This is a genomic window from Cryobacterium sp. 10I5, assembly GCF_035019865.1.
GTDB classification, from domain to species: Bacteria; Actinomycetota; Actinomycetes; order Actinomycetales; family Microbacteriaceae; genus Cryobacterium; species Cryobacterium breve_A.
Genome location: NZ_JASJVI010000075.1, coordinates 1 through 19,435 on the forward strand (window position 1 = coordinate 1; position 19,435 = coordinate 19,435).

At 67.6% G+C, this 19,435-nt stretch carries 19 protein-coding genes; 13 read left to right on the top strand and 6 right to left on the bottom strand.

From position 1 onward, the window contains the following. Positions 1 to 24 precede the first annotated feature (24 nt). Complete coding sequence (locus tag QN350_RS15380; protein ID WP_322138117.1) at positions 25 to 558, top strand: GNAT family N-acetyltransferase; 534 nt, start codon at positions 25 to 27, stop codon at positions 556 to 558. Between the two features lie 101 nt (positions 559 to 659). Here the strand turns inward: QN350_RS15380 and QN350_RS15385 are convergent, their stop codons facing one another. Beyond that, positions 660 to 2,063, bottom strand: a complete 1,404-nt coding sequence (locus tag QN350_RS15385) for a deoxyribodipyrimidine photo-lyase (protein ID WP_322140346.1) — start codon at positions 2,061 to 2,063, stop codon at positions 660 to 662. An 8-nt stretch (positions 2,064 to 2,071) separates the two neighbouring features. Further along, positions 2,072 to 3,079: an NADP-dependent oxidoreductase gene (locus tag QN350_RS15390; RefSeq protein ID WP_322138116.1), complete on the bottom strand. Its 1,008-nt coding sequence runs from the start codon at positions 3,077 to 3,079 to the stop codon at positions 2,072 to 2,074. A gap of 412 nt (positions 3,080 to 3,491) precedes the next feature. Here QN350_RS15390 and QN350_RS15395 point away from each other — a divergent pair, with 412 nt between their 5' ends. The 5 genes from QN350_RS15395 (at position 3,492) to QN350_RS15415 (ending at position 7,671) form a co-directional block, all read left to right on the top strand. Further along, positions 3,492 to 4,097 carry an alternate-type signal peptide domain-containing protein gene (locus QN350_RS15395; protein WP_322138115.1) on the top strand — a complete coding sequence of 202 codons (606 nt, stop codon included), beginning with the start codon at positions 3,492 to 3,494 and terminating at the stop codon, positions 4,095 to 4,097. Between the two features lie 85 nt (positions 4,098 to 4,182). Continuing rightward, positions 4,183 to 4,803 (top strand): hypothetical protein, encoded by a 621-nt coding sequence (locus QN350_RS15400; protein ID WP_322138114.1) that lies wholly within the window; start codon positions 4,183 to 4,185, stop codon positions 4,801 to 4,803. Continuing rightward, on the top strand, positions 4,800 to 6,116 hold the full coding sequence (locus QN350_RS15405; protein ID WP_322138113.1) for an RICIN domain-containing protein: 1,317 nt from the start codon (positions 4,800 to 4,802) through the stop codon (positions 6,114 to 6,116). The genes QN350_RS15400 and QN350_RS15405 overlap by 4 nt, the downstream gene beginning before the upstream one ends. A 2-nt stretch (positions 6,117 to 6,118) precedes the next feature. Further along, positions 6,119 to 6,955, top strand: coding sequence for an LPXTG cell wall anchor domain-containing protein (locus QN350_RS15410; RefSeq protein ID WP_322138112.1), 837 nt, complete (start codon positions 6,119 to 6,121; stop codon positions 6,953 to 6,955). Next, the gene (locus QN350_RS15415) at positions 6,952 to 7,671 is read left to right on the top strand and encodes a signal peptidase I (RefSeq protein WP_322138111.1); all 720 of its coding nucleotides are present in this window, start codon (positions 6,952 to 6,954) and stop codon (positions 7,669 to 7,671) included. The genes QN350_RS15410 and QN350_RS15415 overlap by 4 nt, the downstream gene beginning before the upstream one ends. Here QN350_RS15415 and QN350_RS15420 read toward each other — a convergent pair. After that, on the bottom strand, positions 7,631 to 8,338 hold the full coding sequence (locus QN350_RS15420; RefSeq protein WP_416173009.1) for a YqaJ viral recombinase family protein: 708 nt from the start codon (positions 8,336 to 8,338) through the stop codon (positions 7,631 to 7,633). The two genes, QN350_RS15415 and QN350_RS15420, sit on opposite strands and share 41 nt — an antisense overlap. A gap of 137 nt (positions 8,339 to 8,475) precedes the next feature. On the opposite strand from QN350_RS15420, the gene QN350_RS15425 reads away from it, so the two are divergent. Next, positions 8,476 to 9,222 (top strand): response regulator transcription factor, encoded by a 747-nt coding sequence (locus QN350_RS15425; protein WP_134446731.1) that lies wholly within the window; start codon positions 8,476 to 8,478, stop codon positions 9,220 to 9,222. Next, positions 9,222 to 10,886 carry a HAMP domain-containing sensor histidine kinase gene (locus QN350_RS15430; RefSeq protein ID WP_322138110.1) on the top strand — a complete coding sequence of 555 codons (1,665 nt, stop codon included), beginning with the start codon at positions 9,222 to 9,224 and terminating at the stop codon, positions 10,884 to 10,886. Before QN350_RS15425 ends, QN350_RS15430 begins: the two co-directional genes overlap by 1 nt. 131 nt (positions 10,887 to 11,017) lie before the next feature. Here the strand turns inward: QN350_RS15430 and QN350_RS15435 are convergent, their stop codons facing one another. Further along, positions 11,018 to 11,539, bottom strand: a complete 522-nt coding sequence (locus tag QN350_RS15435) for a MarR family winged helix-turn-helix transcriptional regulator (protein WP_322138109.1) — start codon at positions 11,537 to 11,539, stop codon at positions 11,018 to 11,020. A 2-nt stretch (positions 11,540 to 11,541) separates the two neighbouring features. Then, positions 11,542 to 13,275, bottom strand: a complete 1,734-nt coding sequence (locus QN350_RS15440) for an MFS transporter (RefSeq protein ID WP_322138108.1) — start codon at positions 13,273 to 13,275, stop codon at positions 11,542 to 11,544. Between the two features lie 417 nt (positions 13,276 to 13,692). On the opposite strand from QN350_RS15440, the gene rplJ reads away from it, so the two are divergent. The 4 genes from rplJ to QN350_RS15460 all read left to right on the top strand — a co-directional run bounded on the left by rplJ (position 13,693) and on the right by QN350_RS15460 (position 16,628). Continuing rightward, positions 13,693 to 14,214, top strand: coding sequence for a 50S ribosomal protein L10 (gene rplJ / locus QN350_RS15445; RefSeq protein WP_134446735.1), 522 nt, complete (start codon positions 13,693 to 13,695; stop codon positions 14,212 to 14,214). A gap of 44 nt (positions 14,215 to 14,258) precedes the next feature. Then, entirely contained in the window at positions 14,259 to 14,642 is a 384-nt protein-coding gene (rplL, locus tag QN350_RS15450) for a 50S ribosomal protein L7/L12 (RefSeq protein WP_134446737.1), read from the top strand. Positions 14,643 to 14,841: 199 nt separating this feature from the next. Further along, positions 14,842 to 15,339 (top strand): MarR family winged helix-turn-helix transcriptional regulator, encoded by a 498-nt coding sequence (locus QN350_RS15455; RefSeq protein ID WP_322138107.1) that lies wholly within the window; start codon positions 14,842 to 14,844, stop codon positions 15,337 to 15,339. Further along, complete coding sequence (locus QN350_RS15460; protein ID WP_322138106.1) at positions 15,336 to 16,628, top strand: MFS transporter; 1,293 nt, start codon at positions 15,336 to 15,338, stop codon at positions 16,626 to 16,628. Before QN350_RS15455 ends, QN350_RS15460 begins: the two co-directional genes overlap by 4 nt. Here the strand turns inward: QN350_RS15460 and QN350_RS15465 are convergent. Continuing rightward, positions 16,625 to 17,662 (bottom strand): LacI family DNA-binding transcriptional regulator, encoded by a 1,038-nt coding sequence (locus QN350_RS15465; RefSeq protein WP_322138105.1) that lies wholly within the window; start codon positions 17,660 to 17,662, stop codon positions 16,625 to 16,627. The two genes, QN350_RS15460 and QN350_RS15465, sit on opposite strands and share 4 nt — an antisense overlap. 365 nt (positions 17,663 to 18,027) lie before the next feature. Between QN350_RS15465 and QN350_RS15470 the strand changes: the two genes are divergently transcribed. Continuing rightward, positions 18,028 to 19,392, top strand: a complete 1,365-nt coding sequence (locus QN350_RS15470) for an ABC transporter substrate-binding protein (protein ID WP_134446745.1) — start codon at positions 18,028 to 18,030, stop codon at positions 19,390 to 19,392. Positions 19,393 to 19,435 lie beyond the last annotated feature (43 nt).

The window sequence follows — 19,435 nt, forward strand, 5'->3', positions numbered from 1 at the left end:
GTTCGGGGTCGGTAGGGTGGGGTGGTGATTGAGATACGAACGGCGGCTGCCGCCGATGCCGGGGTGCTCGCCGAACTGGCTGCTGCGACCTTCGCGCTCGCGTGCCCTCCGCACACGACAGCGGAGGCGATCGCCGCGTTCCTTCGTGACGTCCTGGCCGAGGCGAACTTCGACACCTACCTCGCCGACCCCCAGCGGATGCTGTTCCTCGCCGAAGACCCGGACACCGGGCTTTCGCTCGGCTACACCATGGTGATCTTCGGCGAACCGGCCGATCCGGACGTGCTCGCGGCTATCAGCATCCGCCCGACCGTCGAGCTCAGCAAGTGCTACCTGCGCGCCGAGAGCCATGGGCGCGGAGTGGCCTCGTCTCTCATGACGGCAACGCTCGACGCAGCGCGGGCCCGCGAAGCGCGCGGCGCCTGGCTCGGGGTGAACCAGGAGAACGCCCGGGCCATTCGCTTCTACGAGAAGCACGGCTTCGCGCGGGTCGGCACCAAGCACTTCCTGGTCGGGGACCGGTACGAGGACGACTTCGTGCTCGAGCGCACCCTCTGACCGGAAGTCGCGAGTCCCTGAACTCCCGTGAGGTGTCGCACATCGAGGTTCGTTGTGCCCGGGAACATCGATATGCGACACCTCACGGATCTCGTCGAGGCTCAGGGCAGGGGAACCGGGGCCGGGGCCTTCGCTGCCTTGACGGACTCATAGGCGGCGAGAGCCGCACGCCGGGTCTCGCCGAGGTCGACGAGCGGCGCGGGATACGCATCCGTGCCGATCTCGGGAACGTACTCGCGGATGTATTCGCCGTGCGGATCGAACCGTGCCGCCTGCAGCTCGGGGTTGAACACCCGGAAATAGGGGGCCGCGTCCGCACCCGAGCCGGCAACCCACTGCCAGCCGAACGGGTTGCTCGCACCGTCGGCGTCGACGAGGGTGTCCCAGAACCACTGCTCGCCCACCCGCCAGTCGATCAGTAAATTCTTGGTGAGGAATGAAGCGGCGACCATGCGTACCCGATTGTGCATACTCCCCGTCCGCCAGAGCTCGCGCATCCCGGCGTCGACGAGCGGGATGCCGGTACGGCCCCTTTGCCACGCCTCGAGCACGCGGTCGTCGAGCGGCGGCCACGGGAATCGGTCGAACTCACGTTTGAGATTCTCCGTCGCGAGTTCGGGCGCGTGGAAGAGCACGTGATAGCTGAACTCGCGCCAGCCGAGCTCGGTGAGGAATCGCTGCGCGCTCGACGCGGTGGCGGCATCCGCCCCGCGAAGCACGCGCTGGGTGGCGTGCCAGACCTGGAACGGGCTCACCTCGCCCCAGCGGAGCCGCGGCGACAGGCGGCTCGTCACGGCCTGGGCGGGGGCATCCCGTTCGTTTGCGTAGCGCGCAAGCGACTCGCGCAGAAATGTGTCGAGCGCCTCGGCGGCAAAGGCCTCACCCGGCTGCCACGCGGCGCGGAGGCCGGCGGCCCAGTCCGGGTGGGTGGGCAGGAGCCCCCAGTCCTCGAGCCGGTCAGAGGGCAGCGCTCCCGACCAGCCGTCGATCGATTCCGGCGCCGGGTACGGCTCGCGCGGGGGAGGCCCGGCGACGCAGGCGCGCCAGAACGGTGTGAATACCGAGTACGGGTTGCCCTGGCCGGTGCGGATCGTCCACGGCTCGAAGAGCAGCGAGCCGGCGAAGCTCCGTGCCTCGACGCCCTCCGCGTGCAGCCCGGTCTTGATCGCGGTGTCGACGTCCCGCTCCGCGGCACCATAGCGGCGGTTCCAGAACACGGCACCGGCCCCGGCGGATGCCGCGAGCGCGCCGATGACGTCTTCCGCCGGTCCGCGTCGCAGCAGCAGGTTCCCGCCGAGCGCCTTGAGGGACTCGCCAAGCGTGCGGAGGCTGCCATGCAGCCACCAGCGAGACGCCCCGCCGAGCGACCGCACGCCCGGGGATTCTTCGTCGAGGACGTAGATCGCGACAATCGGGAGCCCGCGTTCGACGGCCGCGTGCAGCGCCGGGTTGTCTGCGAGCCGGAGGTCGTCTCGGAACCAGACGATCGTGGGTCCGGTGCCCAAGGCTTGGCTCACGCGCCCGTTCCCGAGACTCCGACGTCGGAGATGCGGAGCACGATCTTCCCGCGGGTGTGGCCCTCTTCGATCAGTCGGTGGGCGGCCGGGCCTTCCGCGAGTTCGAAGACGTGGTCGATGTGGGGGCGCACCGCACCGTCGTCGATCATCTTCGTGATCCAGTCCAGGGCGTCCGCGTCTGCGGCCACCTTGAATCCGGTGGCCCGCACGCCGGCCGCCTCCGCGTCGGCTTGCAGGGTCGGCCAGCTGCCGCTCGGCGCATTCACGAGCACCCCGTCGGGCCGGAGGATGCGGAGCGACCGCGTGCCGGTGTCGTCGTGCACATTGCCGATCAGGTCGATCACCGAGTCGACATCCGCGAGCACCTCATCGAAGCGGATGCTCGTGTAATCGATGACCTCGTCGGCGCCGAGCTGGCGCAGGAATTCGGCGTTGCGGGGCGAACCCGTCGTGATCACGTAGGCGCCGAAGGCCTTGGCGATCTGCACCGCGAAGTGGCCGACGCCGCCGCTGCCGGCGTGGATCAGCATCCGCTCGCCCGGTGTGACCTCGGCGATCTCAACGACCATCTCCCACGCGGTCAGGGCCGCGACGGGCACGGCGGCCGCTTCGATGTGGCTGAGGGTGGAGGGTTTGAGGGCGACGCTCATGCTCGAGACGGCGATGTACTCGGCGTAGCTGCCGGTCGTGCGCGGGAAGCGCGTCATGCCGTAGACCTCGTCGCCGGGCTGCAGAGGAAAGGCCTCGTATGGCGAGCTGACCACGATCCCGCTGAAGTCGTAGCCGAGCACGGCGGGGAATGCCGGGATCGCTGCGGCCACACCCGAGCCGGCCCGGGTCTTCGCGTCGATCGGGTTCACCCCCGCGGCGACGACCCGCACGATCAGCTCGTCGAGCACGGGAATCGGCGTCGGCACGGTGTCCAGGTGTAACTCCTCGGCCGCGCCGGTGCGGTCGATCACGAGGGCGCGCATGGTCGGGGGCACGTTCGTTGCATTTCCCATGAGTCCATTGTCTCCCGGTGGACACCGGGTGGACAGCAGCAGAAACCGTCGGCAACCGGCCGGATTCGGTTAGCGATGTGACTCCATCTGGGGGTGCGAAAACAGCGGATGTGCCTCACCTTGGGGGCTTGGAGGTGTGGATTTGGCGTGCCATGCCGTCGTAGTCTGTCCACATAAAGGGGGACCGAGGTCCTCATTTAGGGGGACCGTTCGAGTCGAGCTCCACCGGGTGACTGGCGTGGCTTTGGCCTGTATTCGGCGACCCGTTGCCCGTGTTGGAATCCGCGCCGCACCCGAAGCGGCGCGATCCTTCCCACCCGGGCAACGAACGAACTGTCCTGCTCACATTGGTCGGCCGAATCTCGGCCTGCACTTACCCTGATGCCCTCCGTGGCGTCGAAAAGGATCCATCATGAACAAGCTTCTCAAAGGCTCCATCGCTGGCGCGGTCGGCGTAGCCCTCCTCCTCGGTGGTGCGGGTACCTTCGCGTCGTGGAACAACTCGGCCATCGTCGGATCCGCCGGCGCCATCAAGGCCGGCACCCTGACCGTGACCGACCCGGCACCCACCACGGCGGGCGTGTGGAGGAATGGGCCGCTTGCCAGCAGCCCGATCATCGGGACGATCGCCAACTTCCGCACTGTTCCGGGCGACACCCTCACCTACACAAAGAACATGACCGTTACCGCCACCGGCGACAACCTCAAGGCCAGCCTCGCCCTCGACCCGACCACCATCGTCGCGTCGTCCGGTTCGACGCCGGCTGACGTGGCATTGGCCGGTTTCCTGGCATCGGGAGCCGCCATCACGGCGACTGGTACGGGTGTCAACCCGGCGCTGGACTCGAGCAACGTCGTCATCCCCGGCGTGTACAGCATCGCGCCGAGTGCCACCGCAGTGACCGTCTCCGTGGTCGTCACACTCAAGTTCCCCAACGGTGCCGCAGCAGCCGAGAACGGCGCCAAGGTCGGCTCCGTCAACCTGAGCAACCTCGCCGTTCTGCTCACCCAGAACTAGCATCAGGCCGGCGTGCCGACCTGCGGGTCGGCACGCCGGAATTCTTCTTGAATCCTGACCTTTATCGCGAATTGAGGGAGTCCGCATGAAGACTCGCTCCCAAAGCCACGCCTGGGCCGCCCGGACCGCGAGCAGATGCATCTCTCGCCTCCGCAAGGCCGTGTCCGTTCGATCCATGGCCCTCGCGATCGTGACTCTTGTCTCCGCCAGCTGCCTGGCCGTTCTCGGTACCGGAGGATCGTACGCCTTCCTCAATTCCAAGGCGCCGATCGCCGCGGGAACCCTCCAGTCGGGCACCGCGACTCTGACCGCTTCCCCCGTCACCCTCTCCACGGCCGGGATGTCGCCCGGACTGACGGTGTACGGAGCCGCGACCGTCACCAATACGGGAAATGTCCCCCTCGCCCTTCGGATCGTGTCACTCACGCCACCGACCAACGCGGCAGCAATCACCGACCTGACTCCCTCGCTGACAATCGGGCTCGCCGTCGTCGCGAGCGCGGCGGTCTGCACCGCCGGGTCAGTGCCGACCTGGAGCACAGTCCTCAACGCCACACCGACCGCCGCCAGTCTCGGCACGACGCTCCCGGTCGGCGGGTCCGCCGTCCTCTGCCTCTCGGTCGCGCTGGCGCTCGATGCGCCCAGCAAGGCGCAAGGCCTCACCGCGACAAACTTCGGTATCGTCATCGACGGAATCCAGGCGTGACCGTGACTGCGCTCCCGCGTCGAGGCATCCGCCCGCCCAAACGGATGCTCACGCTCGCGTTCGCCCTGTTCCTTACGCTCGCGGGCACGACCGTCGCCCAGGCGACCTGGACGGCACCCGGCGTTCCGATATCGGCCTCCGTGAGCGCCGGAACCCTCGGCATCACGCAGTCTGGTTTCACTCCCGGCACGTTCACGTACTCGTCAAGCGCGTTGTCGACGACGAGCGTCGTGACGCTGACGAACACAGGGTCCGTTCCTGCGCCGTACACCCTCACTCTCAGTGCGCCTTCGACCGACCTCGCGACGGGTATCGATCTGCGTGCCGTGCTCGTCGCTTCGCCGGGGGCGTGCACTGCGGCGGCCGCTGCGTCCGGAACCGCTGCCCAGAATTGGGCCTCGACCGTGGTCCTCACTGGAATCGGTGCGACTGCGGTCGCCGTTGGGGCCGCGGTCTACTACTGCGTGAGCAGCACGATCACGCAAGCGCAACGCTTCGCCCTCGTCGGCATCGTGGCGGCACCCAAGGTGACGCTCGCCTCGAACATCGGCACCTGGATTTCCGCGAGTACCTCCCTTTCCGCGACACAGACGGTTGCGAACACCCTCACGCCGGGGGCGCCGGTCGCCTCCGCAACCACCGATCACGGCACGACGCTGACCTGGACTCCGTCGACCGACGCCGTGGCCATCTCGACCTACCAGGTCTTTCGCAACGGAACCTACATCGGCACGACGACGTCGCCCGCGACCACCTATACCGACACGGGACTCAACATCGCCACGAAGTACACGTACACGGTCAAGGCCTTCGACGCGGCCGGGGACGCGTCACCCGCCTCCGCCTCCACCGCTGTCACCACCCTGGGAATCAACCCTGTGGCATGGTACAAGGTCAAATCCGCCGGAAGCGAGATCTGCATCGACGGCGAGAACTTCACTACTGCGGACGGAACAGCGCTGATCTCCTACGGCTGCAAGGCGACCCTGTTCACCAACCAGGCGTGGAAGTTCACACTCCAGACCAATGGCTACTACACGGTCATCGCCGAGTACGCACCCGGCTCAGTGTGGGATTTCACGACGGCGAACAAGGCAATCATCAGCACCTCGACTACATCGCGCACCCAGGATTGGTCGGTCGTCGCGGTCCAACCGGACAGCGGAACCTTCACCATCCGTCCCAGGAACTCGAGCACAAGCTGCCTGGACACCGCCGGAACCAGGTCGACAGGCACCAACATCCAGCTGGTGGTCAAAGCCTGCGTCGCGGGGCTTGCCAGTCAGACCTTCACGTTCACGAACGTCGGTTGACGATGAGTGAGCAATTGTTCCGGGCGGCGAGACCGTTCGCGCCGCGCCGACTTACGGCATCCGTCGGCGTGTCGCTCGCCGTTGCCATCGCCGCGGCCATTCTTGCAGTCGCCGGCGTCGCAACTCCGGCCAGCGCGGTCACGACACCACCAACACCGACCGCGACCGCTCCCGTCGAGCTGCTCCTCAGCACCGACGGCGTGACGTTCGCGACGACACTCACCGCAGGCCTTTTCGACGGCCTCGGTCTGCTCATCCCGCGCGGCTCGACGCAGGCCGCCCTGTGGGTGCGCAACCCGACGGCGGCCCCGGCCGAGGTCCGGGTGAGCACGCATGACGTGGTGCTGCCGGCCGGCGGATACGCAGACGACGTCACCCTGTCCGCCTGGAACTCCGGCACAGGCGACACCCTCACCCGCACCCTCCGCAGGGTCGACAGCTGCGGGATCGTCGTGCCCTCCCAGCCGATCGCGGCAGGCGGCACGATGAAACTCATCGTCACGTTCACCATGGCGGATGTCCCGGGCACCGTCGACCAGGGAGCGAGCGCCCGTCTCGGGTTGCTCGTGGCGATGCGGGATGCCGTCGCCGGCCCGTTCGCGGCGTCCCCGTGCGATGACCCGGGAACGGTCGTCCCGGTGCTTCCGGGCACTCCGACGACGCCGACGAATTCAACGACGACCCCGACAGCGTCGTCCACAGTCGCGGGCATCGGTATCCTTGCCCACACCGGTGTCGAACCTCCAGCACCCGTGTTGATCGTCGGTGGGCTGCTGCTCGGGGTTGGGATCTTCCTGCTGCTTGCCCGACGCCGCCGCCGCGAGGAGGACCCCGAATGACCAGCACCCAGCTTCAGCCGGCGCCGGAACACGCGCCGGCACCCGAAGTATCCACAGCCGTCGCATCCGTGCCCGGCGTGGCCGTGAATGACACCCCGGCACCCGTCGACCCGCAAGAGAAGAGCCTGCTGCACTACCTCGGCCTCGCGGTCAGCGGAGCAATTCTGCTCCTCGTGGTCGCCCTGGCGCTGCTGCTGATCGTGGTGCCCAAGGTCACGGGGTCGACCCCGCTCACCGTGCTGACCAGCTCGATGGAACCCGATCTGCCGCCGGGGACGCTCATCATCGTGCGCCCCGTGACCCCGGACGAGATCCGCATCGGCGACGTCGTGACCTACCAGATCCGCTCGGGGCAGCCGGGCGTGATCACCCACCGCGTCACCGCGATCAGCTCGAGCTCCGCGGGCGGGCGCACCTTCACTTTCAAGGGAGACAACAACAGCGTCGCCGACGCCGACCAGGTGCTCCCGGTGCAGATCCAGGGACGCCTCTGGTACTCCGTGCCGTGGGTCGGCTGGGTGAACAACGCCGTCAACGGTCAGAATCGCAGCTGGATCGTGCCCATCATCGCCGGGCTGCTGTTCGCCTACATGGGGTACATGTTCGCGAGCGGCGCCGTGTCCGCGCTGCGCAAGCGCCGCCGGGCCAGGGCCGCCGAGGCCGCGAGGAACGCGGCTACGCCCGAGCCTGCTGCGCCCGAGTCGCCATCGCGTTGAGCACGTCGATCAGCTGGTTCGCGTAGCCGACCAGGATCGCGATCTGGTCCTCGTCGCGTTCGATCCAGCGGCACTCCGGCTGCGACCGGATCGGCACGAAGTCCCGGTGCTGTTCCCAGACCAGCAGCGTCCGGTCGGCGCCGAGCACGTACTGCTGCCACCAGACCTGCCGCATATAGGAGCGCGGGATGCTGCGCCACGCTTTGTTCGTCGTCTTGATTTCCGAGAGTTCGAGCGTCCGGGCATTCGTCCCCACGCCGTCGGGTGTCGCGAGGTGGCGGCGATGACCGGCGGCATGGAACAGGGTCGTGCTCGGCTCGATCCCGTAGTTCTCGAGCACCCAGGCCGCGATCACGGGCTCACGGGCGCGGCCGTGGTCGGTGTAGGTGTTCCCGCCGAAGCTGCTGCCGTTCATCTTGTCGTTGGCCGCGTTCTGCACCGACTTCGGCGTCGCGAGTTTGGCGACATCCGTTGCCGTGATGCCCTGGTTGCGGGCGCGCATCCAGGCCGCCCAGTCCGTGGAATCAGCGACGATGCGCAACAGGTGCGGAGCGATCGTCGGCGCGCGAACGGCGATCGCGGCAGCAGCGGATGCGGCGGTAGCGGCTGCAGAGAAGAGTGTGGGTGACTCTGCCGACTCGAAGAGCGGGAGCAGGGTATCGGTCACGCTCCCCATTGTGCCAGCCTCGGAACGGGCGCGGGGCTGGCGCGCGGGCCGGGGCGGAGCGGGCGTGAACCCCATTCACAGGAAGGCCAAGGGCCTCGCATAGGCTTTTCATAGAAAGCTCGCGATACTGAGTAAGTATGAGCACACGTGAAACTGACCACTCGACCCGCGGACCGCGTCTCCACAAGGCCGACGGAAGTCCTATCCGAGTGCTCGTCGTCGACGACGAACCCACGCTCACGGATCTGCTCTCGATGGCCCTTCGGTATGAGGGCTGGGAGGTGCGCACCGCCGGGGAGGGACGCCAGGCGCTGACCATCGCCCGCGAGTTCCGTCCGGACGCGATCGTGCTCGACATCATGCTGCCCGACATCGACGGCCTGCAGGTACTCCAGCGCGTGCGGGCCGACGGCTATGAAACCCCCGTGCTCTTCCTGACCGCAAAGGACTCCCTCGACGACCGCATCGCCGGCCTCACCGCGGGCGGCGACGACTACGTCACCAAGCCGTTCAGCCTCGAAGAAGTCGTCGCCCGCCTGCGCGGCCTGATCCGCCGCTCGACCCTGGCCGTGTCCGACTCCGTCGACCCGCGCATCTCCGTCGGCGACCTCACCCTCGACGAGGACAGCTACGAGGTCTCCCGGGCCGGGGACGCCATCGAGCTCACCGCGACCGAATTCGAACTGCTCCGGTTCCTGATGCGCAACCCCCGCCGCGTGCTGAGCAAGGCCCAGATCCTCGACCGGGTCTGGAGTTATGACTTCGGCGGCAAGTCCTCCGTCGTCGAGATCTACATCTCGTACCTGCGGAAGAAGATCGATGCGGGACGCGAGCCGATGATCCACACCGTGCGCGGTGCGGGGTACATGCTGAAAACCGCGTGATGACGCCGACCAACCGGCCGGATGCGCTCGACCCGACGGACGCGGTTGACCCGACCCACCCGGCTGATGCGGTTGACGTGCCCGACCGGACTGACCCGTTCGACCCGGCCGGCTCGGCTGCACGACCCGGCACGCAGCATCCGTCACGTCGACCGCCGTGGCTCCGCCGCCCGCTCTGGCTGCGACCCGGACGCGCCCCCTGGACCCTCTGCCGCCGGCTTGTACTCGCCGTCGTCGGGCTGCTCGCCCTGGTGAGCATCTCGATCGGCGTCGTGAGCGTCACGGTGCTGCGCGCCAACCTTCTCGCGGGCCTCGACCAACAGGTGAGCTCCGCCGCCGAACGGTCGCACGCGATCCTCGAGGGCCGCCGCGACAACGACCTCGGCACCACGCTGCCGGTGTTCGTGCCCTCCGCGAGCATCATCCTCAACGGCCCCGGCCAGCCCGGTACCCTCGCCCTCGTCTTCTACGACTCCACGCTCACCGCCGGCTACACCGACGACACCGGCACGATCGTGGCACTGACGGCCCACCAGGTCGACCTCCTCGTGCAGAAGGCCGACATCCTCGCAAGCCAGACCAAAAATGCGCAGCCCGTCACCGTCGATCTCGGCGGCGAGGTCGGTAACTACCGAATCCTGGCAAGCTCAAGCCGCACCGGCACCCTCTCGATCATCGGCCTCCCGCTCAGCACGGTCGACGGCACCGCGACGCAACTCGCCATGATCATCGGCGTGGTCTCCCTCGTCGGCATCATCGTCGTCGCGATCCTCGCGATGTGGATCGTGCGCCTCGCCCTGCGCCCGCTGCAGCGCGTCACGGCTACGGCCGCGCGCGTCTCCGAGCTCCCGCTCGACCGCGGCGAGGTCAGCCTCGTCGACCGGGTTCCCGCCGCGGACACCGACCCCCGCACAGAGGTCGGCCAGGTCGGCTCCGCCCTCAACCGCATGCTCGACCACGTCGACCTCGCCCTCGAGACCCGCCAGGCGAGCGAGAACAAGGTGCGGCAGTTCGTCGCGGATGCGAGTCACGAGCTCCGTACGCCCCTCGCCTCGATCCGGGGTTACTCCGAGCTCACTCGGCGCTCCGGCCAGGAGTTGCCGCCGGACGCCCTGCACGCCCTCAGCCGGATCGAGTCCGAGTCCGTGCGGATGACCGGGCTCGTCGAGGACCTGTTGCTGCTCGCCCGCCTCGACGAGGGCCGCGAACTCGAACACGGCACCGTCGACCTGACGAGCCTCCTCGTCGACGTCGTGAGCGATGCGCACGCGGCCGGCCGCGACCGGGTGCTCAACCTCGAACTTCCCGACGAGCCGATCCAGGCCATCGGCGACACACCCCGGTTGCACCAGGTCTTCACCAACCTGCTCGCGAACGCGCGCATCCACACCCCGCCGGAGACGACCGTCGAGGTCGCGCTGTCCGAGCAGGACGGGCGTGCGATCGTGACCGTGACGGATGACGGCCCCGGCATCCCGGCGAATCTCCAGACGACCCTGTTCGAGCGTTTTGCCCGCGGCGACAGCTCCCGGTTCCGCGGGACCGGCAGCACCGGACTCGGCCTCGCCATCGTCCAGGCGGTCGTGACCGCGCACCAGGGCGAGGTGTCGGTGTCGAGCCGGCCCGGCCGCACCGAGTTCCGGGTGTCGCTCCCGCTCGCCTGAACGGCGGCATCCGCTCGCCTGCACCGCCCGCCCGGCAACTGTTACCGCAACGGACAACTGTTGCCGGGAGGCCGGCCACAGTTGTCCGGAACGGCCACAGTTGGCGCGAGTCGGCCGCGGGGCAGCGCGGGCTAGGGAGTGTTGAGCTGGGCGAGAAGCGCGGCGAGCTGGTGCAGATCGTCCGTCGGCCAGTCGCTCAGACGCCGGTGCACGATCGCGGTCTCGCCGTTCCGCACCGCGTCGAGCTTGGCCCGGGCCAGGTCGGTCACGGCCAGGAACCGGGCGCGGCCGTCGGCCGGGTCGAGCTCTGTGCGCACGAGACCGAGCTCGCAGAGCTGCTTCGCCTGGCGGCTGATCACGCTCTTGTCCACGTAGAGCGCCGCGGCGACGGCGCTCGAGTGCGTCGGCCCGTAGCGCTCGATGTGGCGCAGGAGCTTGAACGAGAACGGCTGCAGCGACGGGTCGATGAAGAGCGCGGCATCCCGCATGCTCGCCCGGATCAGCCCGGCGAGCACACTCAGCTGCTCTTCGACCTCGGCGATCGCCGATGCCGACTCAGCGCTCGGGGCGCCGTCGGGCGTGTCGTCCCGTGTGTCATTCCCGGCCCTGTCCGGCGCAGTGCGCGGGGACAGGTCAGGAGTCCCGTGAACCATGGTCACAGACTACTGACTCTGCGCGCGCCGGGCCGGTCGTCCCTCGGCAGGTGAATCACCCCGGTCGGGTTGTTGAGACCGGCGGGGGCGAGACCGGCGGATGCCGCGCTCACCTCGATCATGATGTCTTCCATCTCCTCGACCTCGGTTTCGCGGTCGGCGGCGCGCTCGGCTGCGCTCACGCCGGTGTGCCCGGCAGTGGTGGCGGCCCCGGCACCCTCGCGGGCCCTGGCGATGCCCGTCTTCCGCCCGAGGGACGCGTTCGGAAGCAGGGTGACCATCACGAGGGTGATCACGGCGAGCGGGACGCCGATCAGGAAGACCGTGCCGACGCCGGACCCGTAGGCGGATTCGACGAGGGTGCGCACGGCGGCCGGGAGGTCGGCGACGCGCGGGATGGTGCCGGAGCCGAGGGCGCTCGCCGCGGCCATCTTGTCGGCGGGACTCAGTGCGACCACGCCGTCGGTGATGTGCTGCGCGACCGCTGAGCCGAGCACGGAGCCGAGCACCGAGACGCCGATGGTGCCTCCGAGGCTGCGGAAGAAGGTGACGCTGCTCGTGGCGACTCCGAGGTGCCTGACCTCGATCGAGTTCTGCACGACGAGCACGAGGTTCTGCATCAGCATGCCGAGGCCGGAGCCGAGCACGAACATGTAGACGCCGACGAGCACGAGGTTGGTCTGGTAATCGAGGGTACCGAGCAGCAGCAGGCCGACGACCACGAGCGCTCCGCCGGAGACCATGATCGCCTTCCACTTGCCGGTGCGGCTGATCAGGGTTCCGAAGGTGACCGAGCAGATCAGGTAGCCGCCCATCATCGGGATGGTCAGCAGGCCGGACTGGGTCGGAGTGGCTCCCCGGGCGAGCTGCATGTACTGGCTGAGGAAGACGGAGGTGCCGAACATCGACACGCCGACCGAGATGCTCGCGATCACCGCGAGGGTGAAGGTGCGGTTCTTGAACAGGGTGAGCGGGATGATCGGCTCGCTGACCTTGAACTCCACGAACACCGCGGCGACGAGCAGGACGACAGCTCCACCGACCATCAGGAACGAGGGTGCGGATGCCCACTCGAACTGGGTGCCGGCGATGGTCACCCAGATCATCAGGAGCGACATGCCCGCCGTGATCAGGATCGCCCCGAGGTAGTCGATCTTGACGACCCGCTTGACCCTGGCCGGGAGGTGCAGGGTGCGCTGCAGCAGGATGATCGCGAGGATCGCGACGGGCAGGGCGATGAAGAAGTTCCAGCGCCAGCCGAAGGCGTCCGTGACGACACCGCCGAGCAGCGGGCCGCCCACGGTGCCGAGGGCGAGGACCGCGCCGAAGAGGCCGGCGTACCGTCCACGGTCGCGGGGGCTGATGATGTCGGCCATGATGATCTGGCTGAGCGCGGCGAGGCCGCCGGCGCCGAGGCCCTGGAGCACCCGGAAGCTGATCAGGGTGCCGGTGTTCTGGGAGAAGCCGGCGAGTGCGGAACCGAGCACGAACACCACGAGGGAGAGCTGGATGAGCAGCTTGCGGTCGAAGAGGTCGGCGAACTTGCCCCAGATCGGCGTGCTCACGGTCGTCGCGAGCAGGGTGGCCGTGACGACCCAGGTATATGCGGACTGGTCGCCGTGCAGGTCGGAGAGGATGAGCGGCAGCGAGGTGCTGACGACGGTGCCGGCGAGGATCGAGACGAACATGCCCATCAGCAGGCCGGAGAGGGCCTCGAGCACCTGACGCTTCGACATCGGCGCGTCCGAGTCGCGATGGGGGAGGGCCTGCCGGTTCTGAGGGTGCTGCGGTGGAGCGGTACGAACGGATGAAACGCGAGACATGAAACTCCTGGGCGGTGTAATTGACAAGCGTCAACTATATCTCGATAGTGGACTCAGGTCAACTACCTGTGCCGTTTCGCTCGCTGACGGCGGGCGGATGCCGCGATTTGCGCCGACCCGCGGCATCCGTTACAGTGAACGAAGCCAAAGACCGCCGGTTGTCGCTGCCCAGTAATGGATGGTGACCGAAGGTTCACTCATGTGAACAGCCCGCGCAGGAATCGAAGTTCAGTTTCAGTTCGCAAGGACTGCTCAGCTCCGGCGCTTGCGCTGGGGCTTTTTTCATGTCTGCGCCCCGGGCTACCGGCACATGAAACCAAGAGGAGCGCCATGGCGAACAAGGAAGCAACGGTCGCCGAGCTGACGGAGAAATTCCAGAGCTCGACCGCCGTTCTGCTCACCGAGTACCGCGGTCTCACTGTTGCGCAGCTCAAGACGCTGCGCGTTTCCATCAGTGCGGACGCCACGTACGCCGTGGTAAAGAACACGCTCACCAAGATTGCGGCCAACAACGCCGGCATCACGTCGTTTGACGACGAACTTGCCGGCCCGTCCGCCATCGCCTTCGTGCACGGAGACCCCGTCGCCGTCGCGAAGACCCTGCGTGCCTTTACCAAGGCAAACCCTCTCCTGGTAGTGAAGGGTGGTTACTTCGACGGTAGCCCGCTCACTGCCGAAGAGGTAGGCAAGCTCGCCGACCTCGAGTCCCGTGAAGTGCTGCTGGCCAAGCTGGCCGGCGCGTTCAAGGCCTCGCTGTTCGGAGCCGCATATCTGTTCAACGCACCGCTTTCGAAGGCTGTTCGCACCATCGAAGCACTGCGTGAGAAGCAGGAGTCCGCGAACCAGGCATAGGCCTGCTAGCGGTGAGTAACTAAGAAACTATAGGGAGAATAATCATGGCAAAGCTTTCCACCGAAGAATTGCTCGAACAGTTCAAGGGCCTGACCCTCATCGAGCTTTCCGAGTTCGTCAAGGCGTTCGAGGAGACCTTCGAGGTCACCGCAGCAGCCCCCGTCGCCGTCGCCGGTGCCGCTGGCCCCGCCGCCGCCGTTGAAGAGGTCGAAGAGCAGAGCGCCTTCGACGTTATCCTCGAGTCCGTTGGCGACAAGAAGATCCAGGTCATCAAGGTTGTGCGCGAGCTCACCAGCCTGGGCCTCGGCGAGGCCAAGGCCGTTGTCGATGGCGCGCCGAAGGCCGTCCTCGAGGGCGTCACGAAGGAAGCTGCCGAAAAGGGCAAGGCTTCCCTCGAGGCCGCCGGCGCCACCGTCACCCTCAAGTAGTCGGGCCCCCAGGGGGTTCACTCGAGGTCGACAGGCGTCAGCCGATCGATTCGCAACACGCCGAGGGCGTCGCATCCACTGGATGCGGCGCCCTCTGCTGTTTGACCCGACTGTTCGACTCGACCCAATCCGGGCCGCTCGAGCGGATGTCCATAGCCGGGCTATGGACATAGATAGCCAAGCTATGTACAGTGGGGGAATGCCTTCTGACCTTCCCGCACTCCTCGGTGACCTGATCACCGTGAACCACCGGCTCGCCCGGGTCGCCGCCCATGCCGCGGACGGCCGGGAGTCGCCAGCGGTCTGGCGCACCCTGAGCGTGCTCCGCCAGCTCGGTCCGATCCGTCTCGGCGAGGTCGCCGCCCGCAGCCGCATTTCGCAGCCGACCGCGACCAAGCTCGTCGCACACCTCGTCGAGCGCGGCTGGGCCGCACGCCTCGCCGACCCACTCGACGCCCGCGTCACGAGCACCGTGATCACCCCCGCGGGGGACGCGGCGCTCTCCGCCTGGCGCAGCGAACTCGCCGAAGCCCTCCTGCCGATGTTCGACGGGCTGGCGGATGCCGACCTCGCCACGATCCGCAACGCCGTCGACATCCTCCGCGAACGCCTCGACGGCAGTGAAGTGCCTGCCGAGCGGGTGCCGGCAGGTGCGGCTTCACCCACGGCCGGGACTCCGGCCGGAGCTCGCGCATGAGCCGCGTTACCGCACTGACAGAACACGGAACCCCCGCCGCGACCGACGTACACGGGCGCCCGGAAGGCGGCGGCAGCATCCTGCACCAGCCGACCGCGGTCTGGGCCGTCGCCTTCGCGTGCGTGATCGCGTTCATGGGCATCGGCCTCGTCGACCCGATCCTGCCTGCGATCGCCCGCGACCTCGCCGCGAGCCCGACCCAGACCGAGATGCTCTTCACGAGCTACCTGGTCATCACCGGGATCGCGATGTTCTTCACGAGCTGGCTGTCCAGCCGGATCGGCGCGAAGCGCACCCTGCTGATCGGCCTCGCGCTCATCATCGTGTTCGCGCTCGCCGCGGGCCTGTCCCAGAACGTCGAGACCATCATCGGCTTCCGCGCCGGCTGGGGACTCGGCAACGCGCTCTTCATCTCGACCGCGCTCGCGACCATCGTCGGCGCGGCCTCCGGAGGCACGTCCTCGGCGATCATCCTCTACGAGGCGGCCCTCGGGCTCGGCATCGCGATCGGCCCGCTCATCGGCGGGCTGCTCGGCAGTATCAGCTGGCGCGGACCGTTCTTCGGCAGCGCGGCGCTGATGGCGATCGGGTTCGTCGCGATCATCGTCATGCTGAAGAAGGAGCCGCAGAAGCCCGCCCCGATCCGGCTGTCAGCGCCGTTCCGGGCCCTCGCCCGGCCGGGCCTCGGCATCCTCGCGAGCGCCGCACTGTTCTACAACATCGGCTTCTTCGTGCTGCTCGCGTACACGCCGTTCGCGCTCGTGCCGCTCGGCCTCGGCAGTGCGATCACCCTCGGCCTGGTCTTCTTCGGCTGGGGCATCTCGCTCGCCGTCACCTCGGTCTGGGTCGCCCCGCTCCTGACCAGGCGGATGCGCCGCAGCCGGGTGCTCTGGCTCGTGCTGCCCCTGCTCGCCCTCGACCTCGCAGCCGCCGGCCTGTTCATCGGTTCGGCCGCGGGCGTCGTGACCTGCGTCATCGTCGGCGGGCTGCTGCTCGGCGTGCTCAACACCGTGCTCACCGAGTCCGTGATGGAGGCGACCGACCTGCCGCGACCGGTCGCATCCTCGGCGTACTCCGGCGTGCGGTTCCTCGGCGGCGCGATCGCTCCGCCTGCCGCAACGCTGCTCGCCGAATTCTTCGGGCCGGCGGTCCCCTTCTACGCCGGGGCTGCATCCGTTCTCGTCGCCTGCGCGATCCTCGTGATCGGCCACCGCCACCTCGCCCGCGCGGACGGCGCGATGGAGGACGAGTTCGAAGAGGCAGAAGCGATCGGCGCCGGCGACAGCTAACGGCGTGGCCGGTGCGGGCCGCTCGTGCTCGACCGGATCACGAGGTTCGTCGGCAGCACCGTCAGGTAGCCGTCCTCCTCGAGCCGCGCGTCCGCGTCCGTCGGGCGCGCGAGCTCGGTCAGGAGTGCGCTCACGGCGAGGCGCCCCTGCCTGCGTGGATGCTGTTCCAGGGTCGTGAGGCGGAACATGTCGGCGTACGGATGCCCGTCGATGCCGATCACGGACAGCTCGGCCGGCACCTGGATGCCGAGTTCTCGCGCCGCGACGATCACGCCGATGGCGATTTCGTCACTCGCGGCGAAGATGGCGGTCGGACGGGTCCGCGGGTCGCCGAGCACGGACAACCCCACCTCGTAGCCGCCGGGCATACTGAATTCACAGGGGTAGAAGCATCGGTCCGTCGAGCGGCCTGCGTCGCGCATTGCGGAGTAGAAGCCGCTGAGGCGTTGACTGTGCACCCGGAAGTCCATCTCGTCGATCGGATCTCCGCCGACGTGCACGACGTCGACGTGGCCGAGGCCGAGCAGGTGTTCGGTCGCGAGCCGCGCTGTCGCGACATCGTCGATCGCGATCGTGTGCACGTCCCTGATCGGCCCGCCGATGCCGATCAATGGCCTGCCGAGGCGGTGAAGTCGATCGACCTCGGCCTCGCTCAGGGCGACGCCGACCGAGATGACCCCGTCGAACCGCTTGCGAGCGAGGAAGTACTCGAAGACGCTGTCGCGTTCGGCAGACGCCGCCGGGAGGTTGTAGAGAGTCATGTCGTAGCCCTCTGCAAGCAGGGCCTGTTCCAGGCTCTCGAGTACCTCAGAGAAGAACCACCGGCTGATGAACGGGATGATCACGCCGACGTTCTTCGTGCGCCCGGTCACGAGGCTCGCGGCATTCGGTGAAGCGACGTAGCCGATTTCCCTCGCGGCCGCGACGACCCGGAGCCGGGTCGCTTCCGAAACGTAACCGCGACCGCTGAGCGCGCGGGATGCCGTGGCTTTTGCGACCCCTGCGAGGCGTGCCACGTCGGCGATTGCGCTCACGACTCGTCCTCCTTTGGATCGGTAACGAAAGAGTAGCGCTCCTGTCGCCGATACTGGAACCGGTTCCAGCAGAAAGTGCTGAACTGTGACACTTTTAGTGCCCGCGTGTGCGTGGTCGCGCGATCATCGCCCCAATCTTTGCGATTTCGTGACAAAGATTGTCTTGCCAATCCCGCACACCTCCCGTAGTTTGTGATGTGGAACCGGTTCCTTACCCACGAAGGCAGGGGGAATCGGATACCTGCACGATCCCGTATTGCAGTTCTTGATTCCCGCAGTACATACCCGCAACACAGTCCCGCATCACATTTCGGTACGTGAACCGCATAGCTTGCGTACCCGCATCACTCAATGAGGAGAAACGCATGAGCGTGAAGCAGCACCGCCGGCTCTATCTGCCACTGGCCACCGCGGCCGTGGTCGGACTCGCCCTGACCGGATGCACGGGCGATATCGCCGCATCCAGTTCGTCGTCGTCCAACTGTGCCGACTACGCGTCCTACGGGACGTTCAAGGACAGCCCCGAGGTCAAGATCGGCGGCACCATCCAGGACGTCGAGGCCGATCGCCTCGTCAACTCCTGGGCCGACTTCCAGTCCTGCACGGGCATCAAGGTCACCTACCAGGGCACGAAGGAATTCGAGGCCCAGATCGCGGTGCTCGCCGAGGGTGGCAACGCTCCCGACATCGGCATCATCCCGCAGCCGGGCCTCTTCAACAAGCTCGCTGCTGCCGGCTTCCTCAAGAAGGCGCCGGCCGCCGTCGAGGCGAACGTCGACAAGTGGTGGTCGAAGGACTGGAAGGGCTACGGCACCGCAGCCGACGGCACCTTCTACGCCGCCCCGCTGATGGCGAGCGTCAAGGGCTACGTCTGGTACTCGCCCGCGGAATTCAAGGCCAAGGGCTACGAGATCCCGAAGACCCTCGATGAACTGACCGCACTCACCGCGAAGATCGCGGCCGACGGCGATCACAAGCCGTGGTGTGCCGGTGTCGGTTCCGGTGACGCAACCGGATGGCCGGGAACGGACTGGGTCGAGGACTACGTGCTGCGCCAGGCCGGCGCGGACACCTACGACAAGTGGGTCACGCACAAGATCCCGTTCAACGACCCCGCCATCGTGAAGGCGTTCGACTCCGTCGGCGCGATCCTCAAGAACCCGGATGACGTCAACGGCGGTCTCGGCGATGTCTCGTCGATCATCTCCACTCAGTTCGGCGACGCGGGCCTCCCGATCCTCGACGGCAAGTGCTCCCTGCACCACCAGGCCTCGTTCTACGAGGGCTTCTGGAAGAAGGCGGACGGCTCCGCAGTGACGGTTTCCCCCACGGGCGATGTCTACGCGTTCCTCCTTCCCCCGGTCAAGGCCGGCGGCGACCAGGCGGTCACCGGTGGCGGCGAGCTCGTCGGAGCCTTCAAGACGAGCGACGCGATCACCGCGACGCTCACCTACCTGTCCAGTGACACCTGGGCGAACAACCGGGTGAAGGAGGGCGGCGTGATCAGCGCCAACACCGGCCTTGACCCCGCGAACGCCTCGAGCGACCTGCTCAAGCAGAGCATCACCATCCTGCAGGACCCGAAAACGGTGTTCCGTTTCGACGGTTCTGACCTGATGCCCGGTGCCGTCGGCACCGACTCGTTCTGGAAGGGCATCGTGTCCTGGCTGAGCGGCGACAGCAGCCAGAAGGTCACGGACACCATTGAGGCGAGCTGGCCGAAGAGCTAGTTCCCCGGGGCACCCGGTATCGGGTGCCCCAACCGGGGCGGGG

Coding starts and splice junctions, on each gene's coding strand:
- QN350_RS15395 (WP_322138115.1), top strand. CDS start 3,492: ATGAACAAGCTTCTCAAAGGCTCCATCGCTGGCGCGGTCGGCGTAGCC.
- QN350_RS15400 (WP_322138114.1), top strand. CDS start 4,183: ATGAAGACTCGCTCCCAAAGCCACGCCTGGGCCGCCCGGACCGCGAGC.
- QN350_RS15410 (WP_322138112.1), top strand. CDS start 6,119: ATGAGTGAGCAATTGTTCCGGGCGGCGAGACCGTTCGCGCCGCGCCGA.
- QN350_RS15390 (WP_322138116.1), bottom strand. CDS start 3,079: ATGGGAAATGCAACGAACGTGCCCCCGACCATGCGCGCCCTCGTGATC.
- rplJ (WP_134446735.1), top strand. CDS start 13,693: ATGGCGAACAAGGAAGCAACGGTCGCCGAGCTGACGGAGAAATTCCAG.
- QN350_RS15440 (WP_322138108.1), bottom strand. CDS start 13,275: ATGTCGAAGCGTCAGGTGCTCGAGGCCCTCTCCGGCCTGCTGATGGGC.
- rplL (WP_134446737.1), top strand. CDS start 14,259: ATGGCAAAGCTTTCCACCGAAGAATTGCTCGAACAGTTCAAGGGCCTG.
- QN350_RS15425 (WP_134446731.1), top strand. CDS start 8,476: ATGAGCACACGTGAAACTGACCACTCGACCCGCGGACCGCGTCTCCAC.
- QN350_RS15415 (WP_322138111.1), top strand. CDS start 6,952: ATGACCAGCACCCAGCTTCAGCCGGCGCCGGAACACGCGCCGGCACCC.
- QN350_RS15470 (WP_134446745.1), top strand. CDS start 18,028: ATGAGCGTGAAGCAGCACCGCCGGCTCTATCTGCCACTGGCCACCGCG.
- QN350_RS15430 (WP_322138110.1), top strand. CDS start 9,222: ATGACGCCGACCAACCGGCCGGATGCGCTCGACCCGACGGACGCGGTT.
- QN350_RS15460 (WP_322138106.1), top strand. CDS start 15,336: ATGAGCCGCGTTACCGCACTGACAGAACACGGAACCCCCGCCGCGACC.
- QN350_RS15435 (WP_322138109.1), bottom strand. CDS start 11,539: ATGGTTCACGGGACTCCTGACCTGTCCCCGCGCACTGCGCCGGACAGG.
- QN350_RS15455 (WP_322138107.1), top strand. CDS start 14,842: ATGCCTTCTGACCTTCCCGCACTCCTCGGTGACCTGATCACCGTGAAC.